We start from the raw sequence: 15,554 nt of genomic DNA, 5'->3' as shown, positions 1-15,554 counted from the left end.
CCGAACGCTCCGCCCCCAACGCCGCCACCACCGCCGCCTCATACCGACCCAGCCGCTCGTCCAACTCCGCCACCGTATGCGACGTCCGAAACACCTCCCACAATCGCTCCATCCACACCTGCTGCTCCGCGTCCAACCCCAGACTGTCCCACCAGGCCGTCAGACGATCCCCCGACCGAGCCTCCCCCAACACCAACTGCGCCCGACGATACCCCGCCACCACTCCCTTCACCCCATAGGCCCGCTCATAAGCTGCCAGCGCCGCCTCCAGCAACCGACCCACTTCCTGACGATCCAGCCGCTTGCCCGCCCGAAACGCTTCCTGGCGCCGCACATAGCGCACCACGAAACGCGCCAGGCGTTCCTGCTCTTCGACCAGCGCTCGGCGAAAACGCGAAGGATCCAGCACCGCCTCCTGGTTCGGCGTTGGTGTCCAGCCCTCGCCCACCAGCAGCGTGAAAAGCCCGATCGCAACGACAGGGCGTCCGGATCCAAAACGAGCCATCCCTTGCATGACATAGACCGGTTTGGTGTGGGAAATGTGCTGCAGGAACCGTATAACTTTTTTTTTTTTTTTTTGGAGCAAGAGTTCAAATGTTAAGTCTTTGTAAATAGCTCTCAGGATCGAAAAGTCGGTCCGCGTTTATCTCTTCGAACGGATGCGCCTCCGGCACTATGGGGGAGCTTTCGGGAAGGTCTTTTTCGGTTCTGGGGCTGAATACGGGCAGGCGGTTTGCGTTGCGTCCGGGTTGCTTTTGCGCCGAGAAAATCCTGTTTGCCCTTGTGCGGGGCGAGAAAACCCCGTAGCTTTCTGGACGCGGAGACCCTGTTGTGCCGGGTATGATGCAGGAGGTGTTACTTGCCATCCGGGAAGCGTTGCGGCAGGAGCGCGCGCTGCTGGGTCCCCTGGGTTTCTGGAAAATCCCGACCGCCATGTCCGCATCGACCTCTACGCCTGCCTCGCGAGATCTGTTTGGGCGGCCACAGCCATCGGCCGAATCCGCGCCGGCGGATCCCTATACCCGCATCGAAGCGTTGATCCCGCCCGACTCACCCCTTCGGGCCATGCGAACGCTTGACGAGGTGGCCCGTTATGTAGCCCAGACTATCCTGATTCCTATCGACGCGCGACGCACCCATCCGGTCTTTGGGGTCGGCAACCCGGAGGCAGACCTCATGGTGATCGGCGAAGCGCCCGGAGCCGAAGAAGATCGCCAGGGCGAACCGTTTGTAGGGCCCGCTGGCCAGTTGCTCAACAAAATGCTTAAAGCTATTGGCTTTGAGCGAGCCGACGTCTACATTACCAATGTGCTGAAGAGCCGTCCCCCCTATAACCGGGATCCTCAGCCAGACGAAATCGAAACCCACCTGCCTATTTTGTACAAACAGATCGTGTTGGTGCGTCCCCGCATCCTCCTGTGTGTGGGCCGGATTGCCGGTAATGCCCTGCTGAACCGGAATAGTTCCCTGCGCACCCTTCGCGGGAAGGTACACGACTTTTATGGGCTGCCGGTGGTCGTGACCTATCATCCGGCCGCCTTGCTTCGCAATCCCCAGTGGAAACGGCTGGCCTGGGAAGATCTCCAGTTGTTGCGCGCCCACTATGACCGGCTGATGGGTATGGCAACGTCCTGAAAATGCAGCAAACCGATGGCCGAATTTGAGGAACGTCCCCGGCTGAGCATTGGTGAAGAGGAAGCACCGCCCTATCCTCTGGAAAAGCTGATGGGAGGGCGCCGCCGCTCGCGGGCCCAGATTCACGCGCTGCACCAGCAGGCCGGTCGCGTGCCCCCTCAGGCTGTCGAGCTAGAGCAGGCCGTGCTGGGGGCCATGCTTATCGAGCCAGAGGCGATCCCCCGCGCCCTCGAGATTCTGACGCCCGAAGCATTTTACGACGGCCGTCATCAGCGCATTTTCCGAGCCATTATTCGATTGTTTGAGCAGAATCGTGGCGTCGATCTACTGACGGTTACCGAAGAGCTGCGGCGCACCGGTGAGTTGGAACAGGCGGGCGATACTGTTTACCTGAGCGAACTGACGACCCGAGTAGCTTCCGCTGCCAACGTCGAATACCACGCCCGGATCATTGCGGAAAAGGCGCTGCTGCGCCGCATGATTGAAACCATGACGCTCCTGGTCGGCCGGGCCTACGACCCGGGAGCCGATGCTTTTGAGCTGCTGGACGAAGTAGAGGCCGAGATCTTTCGGCTCTCGGACGTGCACCTGCGCAAGGCGGCCCGGTCGATGAATGAAATCATTAAAGAGACGCTGGAGCGGCTGGAAGCCATCCATGGTCGTCCGGGCGGCATCACCGGCGTGCCCAGTGGCTTTCATCAACTGGACGCGTTGACGGGCGGCTGGCAGCGAGGCGACCTGATCATCATTGCGGCCCGTCCCTCGATGGGCAAAACCGCCTTCGCGCTGAGCTGCGCTCGCAACGCCGCCTTGCATCCACATTACGGGACCGGCGTAGCCATTTTTTCCCTGGAGATGGGTGCTGATCAGTTAGCGCAGCGCCTCCTGACCGCTGAAGCCCGGGTCGATGCCCAGGCTGCTCGGACCGGTCGGCTGCGCGACGAAGACTGGCGGCAACTGGCCCGCGCCGCCGGTCGCCTCTCAGATGCCCCGATCTTCATCGACGACACCCCGGCGCTCAGCGTGCTCGAACTCCGCGCCAAATGCCGTCGCCTGAAGGCCGAGCACAACATCGGGCTGGTGATCGTGGACTATCTGCAGCTCATGCAGGCCTCGCACATGCCCCGCAATGCCAACCGCGAGCAGGAAATTGCCCAGATCTCCCGTTCCCTCAAGGCGCTGGCCAAAGAGCTGAACGTGCCGGTTGTTGCCCTTTCCCAGCTCAGCCGTGCTGTCGAAACGCGCGGAGGCGACAAGCGCCCCCAGCTCTCCGATCTGCGTGAAAGCGGAAGTATCGAGCAGGATGCGGACGTGGTGATTTTTATCTATCGTCCTGAGCGCTACGGCATCACGGTAGACGAGAACGGCAACTCCACGGAGGGCATTGCCGAGATCATCATCGGCAAGCAGCGTAACGGCCCGACCGGCACGGTGCGCCTGGCCTTTATCAACCAATACGCTCGCTTTGAAAACCTGACGCTCTACCAGCCAGAGCCTAACCCGTTGCCAGACGTTTCAGACGACATTGTACTGCCTTCTGGCCCTTCGGACGAAGCGCCTTTTTGAACAGCACAAAAAAAGCCCCGGTCACTTTGCACCGGGGCTATTGCAGAGGTGACGGGCGGATTCGAACCGCCGTACGGGGCTTTGCAGGCCCCTGCCTAACCACTCGGCCACGTCACCGTTGACGTCTCGTCTTACGACAGAACCGGGGCACCGGATCCTTCCGGCCGCTCCCCTAACGAGGATTTTGCCAATGGGTTTCACCCGGCAAACGCTCAGGGGAAATATCCAGCAACCCCTGTCCTTCAACCCCGGGTTTTGAGGAATGTACGCAGATTCCCGTGTGAATGCGCTTATATTAACTTTAGGTTAACTGGTATCCACTTGCGATGTGGCCCCTACTGGTCTGGCTCATGGTAGCACCGGTGCAGACCGCTGCACCGGAAGTCTACTGGCTGGTGCTGGAAGATGAACCGATTACGCCAGCAACCGTCCGGTTTATCCGACGCGGCTTGCGCGAAGCCGTAGACCAGGGAGCAGCCTGTCTGGTTATAGAAATGGACACGCCGGGCGGGCTTGTTGACGCCACGCGAGACATTGTGCAATTGTTTTTGCGCAGTCCCATTCCTATAGTGGTCTATGTATCCCCGCCAGGTGCGCGAGCGGCGTCGGCAGGGGTCTTCATCACATTGGCCGCGCATGTGGCGGCGATGGCCCCTGGTACGCACATCGGAGCAGCCCATCCCGTGCAGCTCGGAGGAGGTCCGGCTACGCTACCCGACACGGCCCGCGTCGATCCGATGTCTGAAAAGATCCTGAACGATGCGGTGGCCTGGGCGCGGGCGCTGGCGCAATATCGCGGACGCAACGCCGACTGGGCTGCTCGGGCCGTCTCAGAGAGTCAGACGCTGACCGCTCGGGAAGCGGTCGCACGGAACGTCGTCGATTTCCTGGCGCCTTCGCGCGACTCGCTCCTGATTCTGCTCGACGGACAAAAAGTGATCCTGGATGGCCAGACCACGATTCTACAAACCGCCGACGCTACGGTACGCACCGTTGAACGCTGGTGGGGCGAGCGCATCCTTGCGGCGCTGTCCAATCCGAACATCGCCTTTCTGCTGCTGATGCTGGGCTTCTATGGATTGCTGTTTGAGCTGTACACCCCGGGCTGGGGCATTCCAGGAACGCTGGGGGCTATCTTTTTAATGCTGGGCTTTTACGGGCTTTCCATTTTACCGGTCAACTATGTCGGGCTTGCCTTACTGGTGCTGGGACTGGGCATGCTGGTCGCCGAGGCCTTTGTACCCAGTTTTGGTCTGCTGACAGTAGGAGGCGTCGTATGCCTGATTTTAGGAGGGCTAATGCTCGTCGAGAGTCCTATGGGATTTCCGCGGGTTTCGGCCGCGCTGGTCGTTCCCGTTGCCTTAGCCACTGCTTTGATTGCCCTGTTTCTGCTGGGCCATGCGCTCCGAATTCAACGCCGGCCAGCCCGCGTGGGGGATGAGACGCTGATTGGACGCCAGGCTATAGTCCGTGAGGACTTTGCCCCTGAGGGCGACCACTTCCGAGGCTATGTGTTCATCCACGGCGAGTGGTGGCAGGCGTGCAGTTCGGAGCCGGTGCGGGCGGGTCAGACTGTCCGCGTTGAGGAGCGGAAAGGACTTTGCCTGTGGGTTACTCCCGTTGCTTCTTCCCCCTAAAAACCAAGCGATGGTGCGGCCATGCTTTCTTCGACGGGTATTGTCATCGGGTTGATTGTTCTGTACTTCATCAGTTGTATTCGGATTCTCTATGAATACCAGCGGGGTGTCATCTTTCGGATGGGCCGAGCGCTGCCCGAACCCAAGGGTCCGGGCATAGTGCTGGTGTTCTGGCCCATTGACCGCATGGTGCGCGTCAGCCTGCGCACGTTTGTGCACGACGTCCCCGAGCAGGATGTGATTACGCGGGACAATGTATCGGTGCGCGTAAACGCTGTGGTGTATTTCCGCGTGGTCGATCCCATGAAGGCCGTGCTGGAGGTAGAGGATTATCGCTACGCCACCACGCAACTCTCCCAGACCTCTCTGCGAAGCATTGTGGGCCAGGTAGAACTGGATGAACTGCTGGCCGAACGGGAGAAGATCAACCGCCGACTGCAGGAAGTCATTGACCAGCAGTCGGATCCCTGGGGAATTAAAGTTTCCCTAGTGGAAATTAAGCACGTGGACCTGCCCGAGCATATGAAGCGGGCCATGGCCAAGCAGGCAGAAAGCGAGCGGGAGCGCCGGGCCAAAGTGATTCATGCGCAGGGCGAGTTGCAGGCAGCCGAGCAGCTCGCCCAGGCAGCTGCTATGCTGGAAGCCCATCCCATGGCCATGCAGATGCGTTTTTTGCAGACGCTGGTGGAAGTGGGCTCAGAGAACAATACCACCATTGTCTTTCCCATTCCGCTAGAGCTGGTACGGCCCTTGCTGGCGCCCCAGCAGGGCAAATCGCAGGAAAAGACGGGCTCCGCTTAAAAGAAAAGCCCGGAAGAATGCCGGGCCCGCGCCCCGGGCAGGACTCGAACCTGCAACCGGCGGCTTAGAAGGCCGCTGCTCTGTCCGGTTGAGCTACCGGGGCTTTACTACCCTTGGTCGGGGCGGCCGGATTTGAACCGGCGACCTTCTGCTCCCAAAGCAGACGCGCTAACCGGGCTGCGCTACGCCCCGAATTTGCTCACCGCATGTAACACCGAAGCGCCCCGGGTGGATTCCCCGAGGCGCATAGCTGAAAAACTGATTCAGAATTCCGCCCAGACCTGCCATCCTATTTAGCCTGAGCGATCTGTTTCACCTCATCAACCGGAACGATGCGCTCGCGAAACCGAAACTGGCCGTTCGGCTTTCGTTCGGCCACGATAACTTTGGCCATTTTGACCTGCTGGCGGTTCTTGCCCCGGTCTGTCCGCTGATTCTTGCTAATCTTTGGCATGGCTTACTTTACCTCCCGATGGAGTGTGTGGCGACGCAAAACCGGATTGTACTTTCTCAATTCCAGCCGGCCCGGTGTATTGCGCCGGTTTTTAGTGGTGACGTAGCGCGATGTGCCCGGCGCTTCCGTACACTCCAGTATGACCTGCACCCGGGCTTCTTTTCCTTTTTTCGCCATGGTTTGCTCTTATGGTTTAGATCTTAATCCCCTGGCGACGCGCCTCATCCAGTACGGCTTTCAACCCCTTCTTGTTAATGGTCTTTATGGTCTTTGCCGAGACGCGGAGCGTAATCCAGCGTTTCTCTTCGGGAATATAAAACCGCTTCTTCTGCAGATTGGGAAGAAAACGCCGTTTCGTCTTATTATTGGCGTGCGAGACGTTATGCCCCGATACCGGCCCTTTCCCCGTCAATTGATCTCTACGTGCCATAATTCCAGGCTGCGGAATGTTAAGGACTGCTAATTTAGCAAAAAGCGCTCCGAGAGCGCAATCTATCCCGTCCACGAATGCTTCCCTTCTAAGCCCAGGCTTCCGCAAAGGTTTCGCAAAAATACATCGCAGCATGGGGTCGGCCGTCCGAAAAGCCTGTGCCACCACTCGGAGGAGGAAAGCTTGAAACGACTGGGCCCTGCTACCTCGTTGGCGTTCAAACATCCAACTGAACTGCCTGAGCCGGTTCAATAGCGGCTGCACGAGCGGCCGGATAGAGGGCAGCCAGTACGCAGAGCACAAGAGCCGCCAGCGTAATGCCTATCAGATCTACGATTTCAATGGCGACTGGATAGGCGTGAATCAGAAAGGCTTCGGCTCCGGGCAGCGGAACCAGTTGAAAGTGCTGCTGCAATAGCGCCAGTCCCACGCCCAGTAGGAGTCCCAGGCCAGCGCCAGCTACACCGATCAGCAGTCCAGCCAGTAGAAATACCTGGCGCACTTGCTTTCGAGAAAGGCCCATGGCCTGCAACACGCCAATATCTCTTCGCTTTTCGATCACGACCATAGTAAGAGCCCCTACGATGCTAAACGCAGCCACCACCACAATCAACGCCAGAATCAACGAAGCGCCCCATTTTTCCAGGCGCATGACGTCGTAAAGTCCTCGTTGAAGGTCATACCAGGTCTGCACCCGATAGCGGGTAGTATCAAGCTGTTGTTGCAGATAGGCTTTAATAGCGTCGGCCCGGGAGACATCGTCCAGCCGCAGCGCAATCCCATCGACCCGATGATCCATGCGAAACAGGCGCTGCGCTTCTTCAAGCGCGACAAACACATGGCTTTCATCGTAGCCAGAAGTCAGTTGATACAGCCCGCGCACTTCAAACCGGACCAGAGGGGGCGGTGCCAGTGGCTGCGTCAGCAATTGCTCAAGGGCAGGTGCCGAAAGCAGACCGACCGGACTGGCCGGCTCGGTCTGGCTTGCAGGCAACAACCCCAGCCGACGAGCCAGCGGCATACCTACGAGAATCCCTGGCCGCCCCTCACGCCGCCGCAAATCCACGCTGCCAAAAACCTGCGTCGCTCCCATAGCCCTCAGCGCCTCTGGCTCAACGCCCCGAACCACTACGACCTTATTTACCTCTCCTTCACCTTCATACAGCAGGAGCGCCTTCCCCTCCACATAGGCGGTCACCTCCGTCACATGCGGCAGGCGTCGCAAAAGCTGCTCCAGCGAATCATTAACTGTTATTCCGCCGGGGGTTACGCTAACGATACGGACATGGGGATCCACCGACACCAGCAGATCGCGCACCACGCGGTAGAACCCATTCATCACGGAAAGGACCACAATCAAGGCTGCTACGCCCACCGCCACGCCTAACACCGAAATGCCAGTGATGACGGCAATCAGCGTTACCTGATGCCGCGCCATCAGATAGCGGCGAGCCAGTAGTAGGCGAATGTCCATATCGTTAGCGCGCTGCGACTGAGGTTAGGGGTTGGCCCAGACGGGGCAGAGGATCCAAAAACAGCGCCTCCGGCAACGTGGCCGGGAAAGCCAGATTGTCAGTAAAGAGAATCAATGGCGCATAGAGAAATATCTTGCGCGTTGCCAGACGCACTGGACCGAAAGGAGTTTCCCACGTCTGGTGTCCTTCCCATCGGTATCGGGCGGGCAGAGCTTCGGAACTGCCCGGGACGAAATAGGCCAGTTGTACCACCAGCGCCTCCTGCCGATCTACATACACCCAGTAACGCCGCGCCGGCAGCCACTCGGCGCGCGTCAGCTCCAGACGCAGCACCTCGTAGGCGGCGGTAGCCGAGTCGGCCTCATAGAAACGCTGCACGCCCGGCTCAAAGAGCTGCACCGGCAATAACAACCAGAAGGTATCATGGACAAAACGCCGGTAGGCCTCTTCCAGCAGTCGCCGATTGGCGGGCTCTGCCAGCGGTCGTCCATTATGGTATACCTGCCCGCGACGCGTACGCACGTTGAACAGAGCCACATAGAGCGAATCGTTTTCCCGAACCCATTCCAACCGATAGCGTCCGCTGGGGCGGTGCCAGAGATGATGCGCCAGCAGGCGGCGGGGCCCGTCGTGTGCCACGGCATAGTCAAACCGGATATAGGGCAGCGCCTGCCAGACTTCTGGTCCGCCATAGGCTTGATAGACGCGTAGCGCCAGCGAATCGGCTCGGGTATGCACCGGAAGCACAACCGGGGACGTTTCGGGAGACGCTGACTGGCGCGGCCGGCAAGCTGTCAGGCTTACCAGCAAACCCAGGATCAGTCCATATCCCAACCGCATGACACTGTAGTTCTTTATCTACAGGAAAGACAGTGCACCTCCCTCTGTCTTTTTTCCACCGTGACTTCATCCTTTAAGAAACTAACTGTTTTATAAAACATACCTCATGTATTGCGCACCTGACAGTCTTTGTAAGCGAATCAATACCTTCTGCGTTCAGGGCGACCATCAGCTTTTGCGACTTTAGGATAGCCGCGCTGGAGGCCATGCGCTGCGTACGGGCAGGGTGGACGTGTTGGCTGGTCCTGCTGGTTCCGGTCTGGACCGGACAGGCCCAATTGCCCGCGGACAGCAGCAGGGTGGATCCTTATGGCACAGGTGCTGGCTTGCAGATTCTCCTCACGAATAGTGGCTTTGGGCTGGGCGGCTACTACCATCGGGCTGTAGGTCGCGATCTAATGCTGCTGTTTGACTTCAGCCTTGGTTCAGGCAAGGATGAGCGAGAGCAGAAGTTTTATAATGCGCTCACAGGAGCCAGTTACATTCAGAACAAGGCCAATTACCTGCTGCTCATTCCGGTTCAATTTGGTCTGCAGCGGCGTCTCTGGCGCGAGCAGATTGCTGATAATTTTCGCCCCTATCTGCAGTTTTCAATAGGTCCTACGTTTGGCTGGGTGTACCCATACTTTCGGGATCAAAATGGTAATAATCGATACGACCCGGAAATAGGCGAGCGTATCTATGATGTATTTCAGGCTCTTCCTAAAGGGCATCTTCGCACCGGCGTGGGGGGTATGATTGTGCTGGGCGCCTACTTTGGCCGAAGCCTGCAGACTACCCAGGGATTACGGTTCGGCTATGCCCTTCACTACTTCCCGCGCCCCATTCAGTTACTGGAGGGTCAGGCAACTCCTCGGCGATTCTTTGGCACGCCTGTAATCAGCCTGACGTTTGGCCGCCTTTATGGGCTCAGACGTTGAAGCGAAACAGGATCACATCCCCGTCCTGCACAACATAATCGCGTCCTTCTGAGCGCATGGCCCCGGCTTCTCGCGCGGCTGCTTCCGAGCCATAGCGGACATAGTCCTCGTACGAGATCGTTTCGGCCCGGATAAAGCCGCGCTCGAAGTCACTGTGGATAAGGCCGGCGGCTTGCTGCGCTCGCGTGCCGCGTCGAATCGTCCAGGCGCGCGTCTCTCTGGGACCGACCGTGAAGAAGGTGATCAACCCCAGCAGTTCGTAGGCTGCCCGCACCAGCCGCTCCAGTCCCGATTGTTTTAGCCCCAGCTCGTTCAGGAAAGCTTGCCGTTCTGCCTCGTCCAGTTCCGCCAGTTGGGCCTCCAGCTCGGCGCAGATCACCACCACCGCACTTTCTTCTCGCCTGGCAATTTCCCGAACCGTGGCCACATGCGGATTGCCTTCGCCGTCGGGCAGGTCGGCCTCTGCGACATTGGCCACGTACAGCACTGGCTTTACGGTGAGCAAGAAAAGCGAGCGCAGCCAGGTGGTTTCTGAATCACGGAGCGCGAACAGCCGCGCAGGAAGTCCGTTGCTTAAGTGACCGCGCAGACGTTCGTAGAAGGCCAGCTCTTCACGCAGTTTTTTATCGCCGCTTTTAGCAGCCCGGGCGGTGCGCTCAAGGCGGCGTTCTACCGTCTCCAGATCTTTCAACAGCAGCTCAGTCTGGATGATCTCAATGTCGCGGGCCGGATCGACAGAGCCACTTACGTGCACGATGTTGGGATCCTCAAAACACCGCACTACATGCAGGATAGCATCTACTTCGCGGATATGCGCCAGGAACTGATTGCCCAGTCCCTCTCCTCTGGAGGCCCCGGCTACCAGTCCGGCAATGTCTACGAACTCAATGGTTGCTGGCGTTACCTTGGCGGAGCCTGCCAGTTCAGCCAGACGCGCCAGGCGTTCGTCCGGAACGGGCACCACGCCTACATTGGGCTCAATGGTACAGAACGGATAGTTGGCCGATTCTGCCCCGGCCTGACTGAGCGCATTAAAAAGGGTCGACTTTCCGACATTTGGGAGCCCGACAATTCCACAACGCAGCGGCATTGTATCCTTTTCGTTTCAAGGTGGTACAACTTTCGCGGCTATTTGCAGGTAAAAGCCAGCCGGCCCAAATCGGGCAACGTCCGAATTGTTCCGCAACCCATCTCGAACCATCATGCACGGCCTTCGCGCAACCCTGATCCTCTCCCTGCTGGTGCTTTTCGACGTGGTGAGGGCGCAGCCCGTTGCGCCCGATCATGGCCGCGTGCTGCAGGCAGGCATTGCTGCAGTCCCGGGCCTGGGCGTGCAGCTTGGCTACGTCTCGCCTCGCAGCATCTACACAGTGGAAAGCATTTTATACCTGGACGTGGCCCCTTCTTTTGCCGGAGGGGAAGGCAATGCGCAGCTCTCCATGGCCTTTGGTTCGGCTTTTCGCATTACCGGTCTGCTGCGCACGCTAGGCAATGCCCCGATTCTCTACGACCTTGACGTAGGCATGCGCTTAGGTCCCGGCTTGCTGCTCATGCAGGGCAAAACGCGCGCGCAGAAAAATCAGCAGTTCGGACTGTTTCTGGAGCCTTTCTTTCGGTTTGCGTCGGCCTTGGGCACCCGCCATTTCTTCTTCGGCGAAGTCGGACTGCACCGGCCGTTCTTCCGGGCAGGGCTGTGGATTACTTTTTAAGCCCATACAGCCCGCTCTTTGAAAGCGACGCGCTCTGGTGAAAGGCACGTTCAAGCTCGATCTCGGAAGGACCGAAGCAGACCGGCCGGCCCTAGCGGTACTACCCTACCCTGCAAAAAATTGCAGCATTTTTCAGCGAAGCCAGAATACGGTCAGATAGAAAAGCCGGGCAGTGCCTTCCTAAGACACCGCCCGGCCCGAGCTGACCAGCTCGTTAGCCCCGCGTGATCCCGGGGGTTATCTGATCAGCACCAGGGGATAGCTCTGCGTGAAAGGCCCGGCTACGATCCGGCAGACATACAGGCCGGCAGGTAGCGCCGAGGCCTCAAGCCGCGCCGTATAGTAGCCCGGCTCATACCAGCTGTCGGCCAGGCGTACGACTTCCCGTCCCAGCGCATCGTAGACCACCAGCCGAACATGGGCGGCTTCCGGCAACGCAAAGCGAATCGTTGTCCAGTTGCGCGCCGGATTGGGATAAGGAGCCGCCAGGGCATACGTCTCAGGCAAGGACTCGTCCATCAAAGCAACCGGTTCACAGGGGCGACCGGGCTGGCAGAATCCTCCACTGTAGAACACAACCTGCGTAGCCGCCGCCGTTTCCAGCCCCCGGGTAACTTCTACTTTCAATTCAAAGGAGGTGCTCAGCATGGTCGTTGAATAGGTATCGGTGTGGGTCGTCAGCGTCACGTCACGTACGGGCCAGCCCCAGTCACTGCTTCCAAAGTTGCGTTTGTACCAGCGAAAACGATACGTATCACCCGTTCCGCCCGAAGCTGTAGCCGTCCAAGATCCTCTTTCCTTGTAGCCAAGTATGGACGGTCCTGTAAGGGAGACGGTAAGTACCCCCGGTATAACAGGTGGATTCGACGACTCACCGGCCGCATTGTAGGCGGTAATCTTGTATTGGCTGGCCGGGCTGCTGTCGGTAAAACTGTAACGGGTAGTGCCTGCGCTTACTGTTGCCAGCAGGGTCCAGGTGCTTCCGTCCTTTTCATAGATCCGATAGCCGCTTTCGTAATTCCCATAGAACCGTCCGGGAGGATAGCTCTGAGGTTGCCAGGCAAGTTGAAGCTGGGTTCCGTTTTTCTGAATGGTCACATTGCGGACCTGAGCTGAATACATCGGTGTGCCCGGTATGCTGACAAGATTGTCCATCATAAAATCAAAGACTTGCTGTACAGAATTCTGAAGGCTATAAGGTAGACTTTGCTTGAACTGTAAATGATAGCTACTTACAGAAGTAGGCTTCCCCATACGCATTACTTCGAAAACACGCAATGCATAGCCGCTCACGTCATCATTGTCGCCGGGATCATAAAGATCTGCTTCAAAAATACTCCCATTATAACTGTCGTACAGATTCCACAGATAACAGGCAAAGGCGGCAATATCAGGTTTTCCATAATCCGCATAGCGAATTCCTCTATATCTATAAATATACCCATCTTTAATTCCTATTCTAAAAGATGATTCTTCAGTATTATCATCGTAACTTATCAGATTATCACCATACATTTTATTTACATAGTTTCGTACAACAAATGAGAAAAATATAGCCCAACCTTCTACAAGTTGTCTTGATGCATTATTAAAGTCACAATCTGTATTCCACATACGGTACATAACATAATGGCCGTATTCGTGGGTAGTTGTGGTGATCTCTGTTGCATAAGGATCTATTTCTATGTGTGGAGAATTATTATGACAGAATTGTCCGGCAGCTTCTATATCTTTCTTATAAACCCGGACGACAGGTAACTCAAAAGGGATATTATTGTTGTAAAAAGATTCCAAGAAGTTACGTGCCAACATCATATTACGAAGAATCGCACCATCCTGTGAGTTTACTTCGATATCGGCATTCGAAATGGAAATGCTGGTCCCCATGTTGCTGATGTCATATACCACGCCCTGAGACGGGCCAAAGAATACTTCGATACCGTTGCCGGCGTCAACGATCCAGGCGCCCTGCGTTACATACAGCGAGGCCGCCTGGTTGGAGGTACTGACCAGAATCAGCAGCTCATCATAACCGCTGAGGTCGCCACTGAAGCTGAAATTGAAGTGATACTGACCGTCTTCTTCGATAATATCATAGTGAACATGCTCGTATTCTCCCAGCACCGGATGATAGAGCATGTACGGATTGCTGCTGTTGCGGAACCAGAGCTCCACTTTGTTGCCAAAAAGACCTTCTGATCGGAGTGGAACTTCGTGCTGGTCCCAGAATTTTACCGTTCCATTCACTGAAACGGTGTAGTAAGCCTGGGTCTGCGGTGTGCTTTTTCGGGCCATGCCTTTCGTCGCCCAAACCCGTTTTCGTAGGGTGTCGCCCGGAGCGAAAATCTGATAGGTATCGGTCCCGCTGAATACCTCCAGGTGGGCGGAGGCGCTGGCGTTATAGCCTTCCGGTGGATCTTCAGCTTGAATGATCACCTCTACCATGGCGGCCCCGGCGCTCTCGACCCGCAGCGGATACGTCCGCACATAGGTTCTACCGGCTTCCAGGGAAAGCGGCTGCGTGCGGAATTTTTCTTCCGGTCGACGGCCGGGCGGAGCCAGATGCCCAGGATACCGGAGCATGATGATACCCGAGCCTTTCACATGGCTTCGAAAACGAACCTGGAGCGTTACCGTGGCGCCTTTCGTGGGTGTGCCCAGAATGCGCAGGTCGGTGACCTCCACGGCTGGCTTGAGCTTGGGCAAGCCCGAAGTGATTGCCTCCTGCTTTTGTGCAAGCGCGGAATAAACCAGCGCGCCACACAGTGCGAAGAGCATCGTGATCGTCTTCATGGCCAGAGAGGGTTTTGACGGTGAACGGAATAGAAGCCTTCAGAACGAATCCTTTTGTTCTTCGAAATGAGCACCGCCTTCAACTCGGCACATGTTCAAGGAGGAGCACTCGCACCCTGCATCTCAGTTAACGTTTTTGAGAATGTAGAGGGAATAATACCCAATAGCTCCTTCGGGGCAGAGGACGGGGGCGCTGCTGTAGACTATATGCCGACCATCCGGACTCCACCGGGGAAACAAATCCATCGACGCACACGCAAAGTACGTCGTCGTCTCCAGCACCCGCCGCTCCCCCGTCCGCATATCTATCACGCCTATCTCCGTCCAACCCGCACTCGTGTAGTCAAACACACCAAACGGATAGGTCCCGTAAAGAAGCTGACGACCGTCAGGACTGAATCGCAACCAGAGAAAATCGTAACTAAAACGCCACGAAAGCGTATCGGCCCGACCCGTCTGAAGATCAAACGCTATGATCTGAGGAGCACGCGGGTAGCCAATGGGATAGTGGTTCAGCGGAATCAGGAGGGTTTGACCGTCGGGACTGATGTCAAAGCCGTTGAAAATCTCCTTCGGACCCGCCGGCGACACGTACGCAAACAGCAGTGAATCCTTCAGCGTCTGCAAATCCAGCACGTAGTAGCCCGCCACCGGACCACTCGGGTTCCAGGGCAAACGACCATAACTGTAAAACACCACCCAACGATCAGAACCCGGCAGATACCGGGCACTGGAAACCGCCCAGGTGCTGTCACGCAACAACCGCCGCTGCCCCGTCGCTACCTCCAGCTCGTACAGCGGCCCCCAGTAACCCGGCCGAGGATACAGCGGCGTTTCTACGTACAAAAGCTTGCCTCCATCATCGCTCGCCTCAATAAAAATCGGAGCCGGAGTGCCGTTGGGAATCAGCGTGGTGTCGCGCAAGGCGTTTAGCTGCGCATCAAGCAAAACCCGATCCAGCGGCGGGGTGGCATAAAGAAGGTGCGGTTGCGGCCAGACACCCATGCGATAATACTCGCCCACCTTGACAATATTCGGGTTGAGCGCAGGAGGCGGAGGCTCCGAAGGGCTTCGGCAACTCAGCACTCCCAGCACCACGCCCACCAACGTCCACCAACCAGCACACCAAAAAGCGCAATCTGTTATTCGACACAGCATCTCGCCCGAAACGAACGTCACCGACGAACAGCAACAGGTAATGATGGGCTCGCTTCAAGCTTCGTTGCCTGAACAGCCAACCGTTGAATTAATAAATGAATTCTTAGCGGATGTCAAGAATAGACGAACGAAAGCC

The 15,554-nt window shown here is 57.4% G+C and carries 15 protein-coding genes and 3 tRNA genes; 6 read left to right on the top strand and 12 right to left on the bottom strand.

All coding sequences use genetic code 11. The annotated features are described in order from the left end of the window. Positions 1-514: hypothetical protein (locus BUA15_RS13760; protein WP_178139415.1), on the bottom strand; the 514-nt coding region annotated here is incomplete at its 3' end. 326 nt (positions 515-840) lie between these two features. Between BUA15_RS13760 and BUA15_RS11055 the strand changes: the two genes are divergently transcribed. Together BUA15_RS11055 and dnaB are read left to right on the top strand one after the other, a co-directional pair. Next, on the top strand, positions 841-1,635 hold the full coding sequence (locus BUA15_RS11055; RefSeq protein WP_245772019.1) for a uracil-DNA glycosylase: 795 nt from the start codon (positions 841-843) through the stop codon (positions 1,633-1,635). Between the two features lie 15 nt (positions 1,636-1,650). After that, a complete protein-coding gene (dnaB, locus tag BUA15_RS11050) occupies positions 1,651-3,201 on the top strand; it encodes a replicative DNA helicase (protein ID WP_072716047.1) in 1,551 nt (516 codons plus the stop codon). Between the two features lie 46 nt (positions 3,202-3,247). Here dnaB and BUA15_RS11045 read toward each other — a convergent pair. Further along, positions 3,248-3,318, bottom strand: a tRNA-Cys gene (locus tag BUA15_RS11045). A 209-nt stretch (positions 3,319-3,527) separates the two neighbouring features. Between BUA15_RS11045 and BUA15_RS11040 the strand changes: the two genes are divergently transcribed. Then, positions 3,528-4,838, top strand: coding sequence for an NfeD family protein (locus BUA15_RS11040; RefSeq protein WP_072716046.1), 1,311 nt, complete (start codon positions 3,528-3,530; stop codon positions 4,836-4,838). 21 nt (positions 4,839-4,859) lie between these two features. Further along, positions 4,860-5,639, top strand: a complete 780-nt coding sequence (locus BUA15_RS11035) for a slipin family protein (protein ID WP_072716045.1) — start codon at positions 4,860-4,862, stop codon at positions 5,637-5,639. Between the two features lie 29 nt (positions 5,640-5,668). Here BUA15_RS11035 and BUA15_RS11030 read toward each other — a convergent pair. The 7 genes from BUA15_RS11030 to BUA15_RS11000 form a co-directional block, all read right to left on the bottom strand. After that, a tRNA-Arg gene (locus BUA15_RS11030) sits at positions 5,669-5,742 on the bottom strand. A gap of 11 nt (positions 5,743-5,753) precedes the next feature. After that, a tRNA-Pro gene (locus tag BUA15_RS11025) sits at positions 5,754-5,831 on the bottom strand. A gap of 97 nt (positions 5,832-5,928) precedes the next feature. Continuing rightward, entirely contained in the window at positions 5,929-6,093 is a 165-nt protein-coding gene (locus BUA15_RS13660) for a DUF4295 family protein (RefSeq protein ID WP_072716044.1), read from the bottom strand. A gap of 3 nt (positions 6,094-6,096) precedes the next feature. Next, the gene (gene rpmG / locus BUA15_RS11015) at positions 6,097-6,270 is read right to left on the bottom strand and encodes a 50S ribosomal protein L33 (protein WP_012842541.1); all 174 of its coding nucleotides are present in this window, start codon (positions 6,268-6,270) and stop codon (positions 6,097-6,099) included. 16 nt (positions 6,271-6,286) lie between these two features. Continuing rightward, positions 6,287-6,523, bottom strand: coding sequence for a 50S ribosomal protein L28 (rpmB, locus tag BUA15_RS11010; protein ID WP_072716057.1), 237 nt, complete (start codon positions 6,521-6,523; stop codon positions 6,287-6,289). A 217-nt stretch (positions 6,524-6,740) separates the two neighbouring features. Further along, positions 6,741-7,997, bottom strand: a complete 1,257-nt coding sequence (locus tag BUA15_RS11005; RefSeq protein ID WP_072716043.1) for an ABC transporter permease — start codon at positions 7,995-7,997, stop codon at positions 6,741-6,743. Between the two features lie 4 nt (positions 7,998-8,001). Further along, positions 8,002-8,838, bottom strand: a complete 837-nt coding sequence (locus BUA15_RS11000; RefSeq protein WP_072716042.1) for a hypothetical protein — start codon at positions 8,836-8,838, stop codon at positions 8,002-8,004. Positions 8,839-9,044: 206 nt separating this feature from the next. On the opposite strand from BUA15_RS11000, the gene BUA15_RS10995 reads away from it, so the two are divergent. Continuing rightward, positions 9,045-9,758 carry a hypothetical protein gene (locus BUA15_RS10995; RefSeq protein ID WP_072716041.1) on the top strand — a complete coding sequence of 238 codons (714 nt, stop codon included), beginning with the start codon at positions 9,045-9,047 and terminating at the stop codon, positions 9,756-9,758. Here the strand turns inward: BUA15_RS10995 and ychF are convergent. Further along, positions 9,748-10,848 carry a redox-regulated ATPase YchF gene (gene ychF, locus BUA15_RS10990; RefSeq protein WP_072716040.1) on the bottom strand — a complete coding sequence of 367 codons (1,101 nt, stop codon included), beginning with the start codon at positions 10,846-10,848 and terminating at the stop codon, positions 9,748-9,750. The genes BUA15_RS10995 and ychF overlap by 11 nt on opposite strands. A 112-nt stretch (positions 10,849-10,960) precedes the next feature. Between ychF and BUA15_RS10985 the strand changes: the two genes are divergently transcribed. After that, the gene (locus tag BUA15_RS10985) at positions 10,961-11,467 is read left to right on the top strand and encodes a hypothetical protein (protein ID WP_072716039.1); all 507 of its coding nucleotides are present in this window, start codon (positions 10,961-10,963) and stop codon (positions 11,465-11,467) included. 237 nt (positions 11,468-11,704) lie between these two features. Here BUA15_RS10985 and BUA15_RS10980 read toward each other — a convergent pair whose 3' ends face one another. Further along, a complete protein-coding gene (locus BUA15_RS10980; protein ID WP_072716038.1) occupies positions 11,705-14,260 on the bottom strand; it encodes a T9SS type A sorting domain-containing protein in 2,556 nt (851 codons plus the stop codon). Between the two features lie 123 nt (positions 14,261-14,383). Next, the gene (locus tag BUA15_RS10975; protein ID WP_178139414.1) at positions 14,384-15,358 is read right to left on the bottom strand and encodes a PD40 domain-containing protein; all 975 of its coding nucleotides are present in this window, start codon (positions 15,356-15,358) and stop codon (positions 14,384-14,386) included. Positions 15,359-15,554: the final 196 nt, after the last annotated feature.

This window comes from Rhodothermus profundi, assembly GCF_900142415.1.
GTDB lineage: Bacteria > Bacteroidota > Rhodothermia > Rhodothermales > Rhodothermaceae > Rhodothermus > Rhodothermus profundi.
This window is presented reverse-complemented; position numbering and strand designations above follow the sequence as displayed.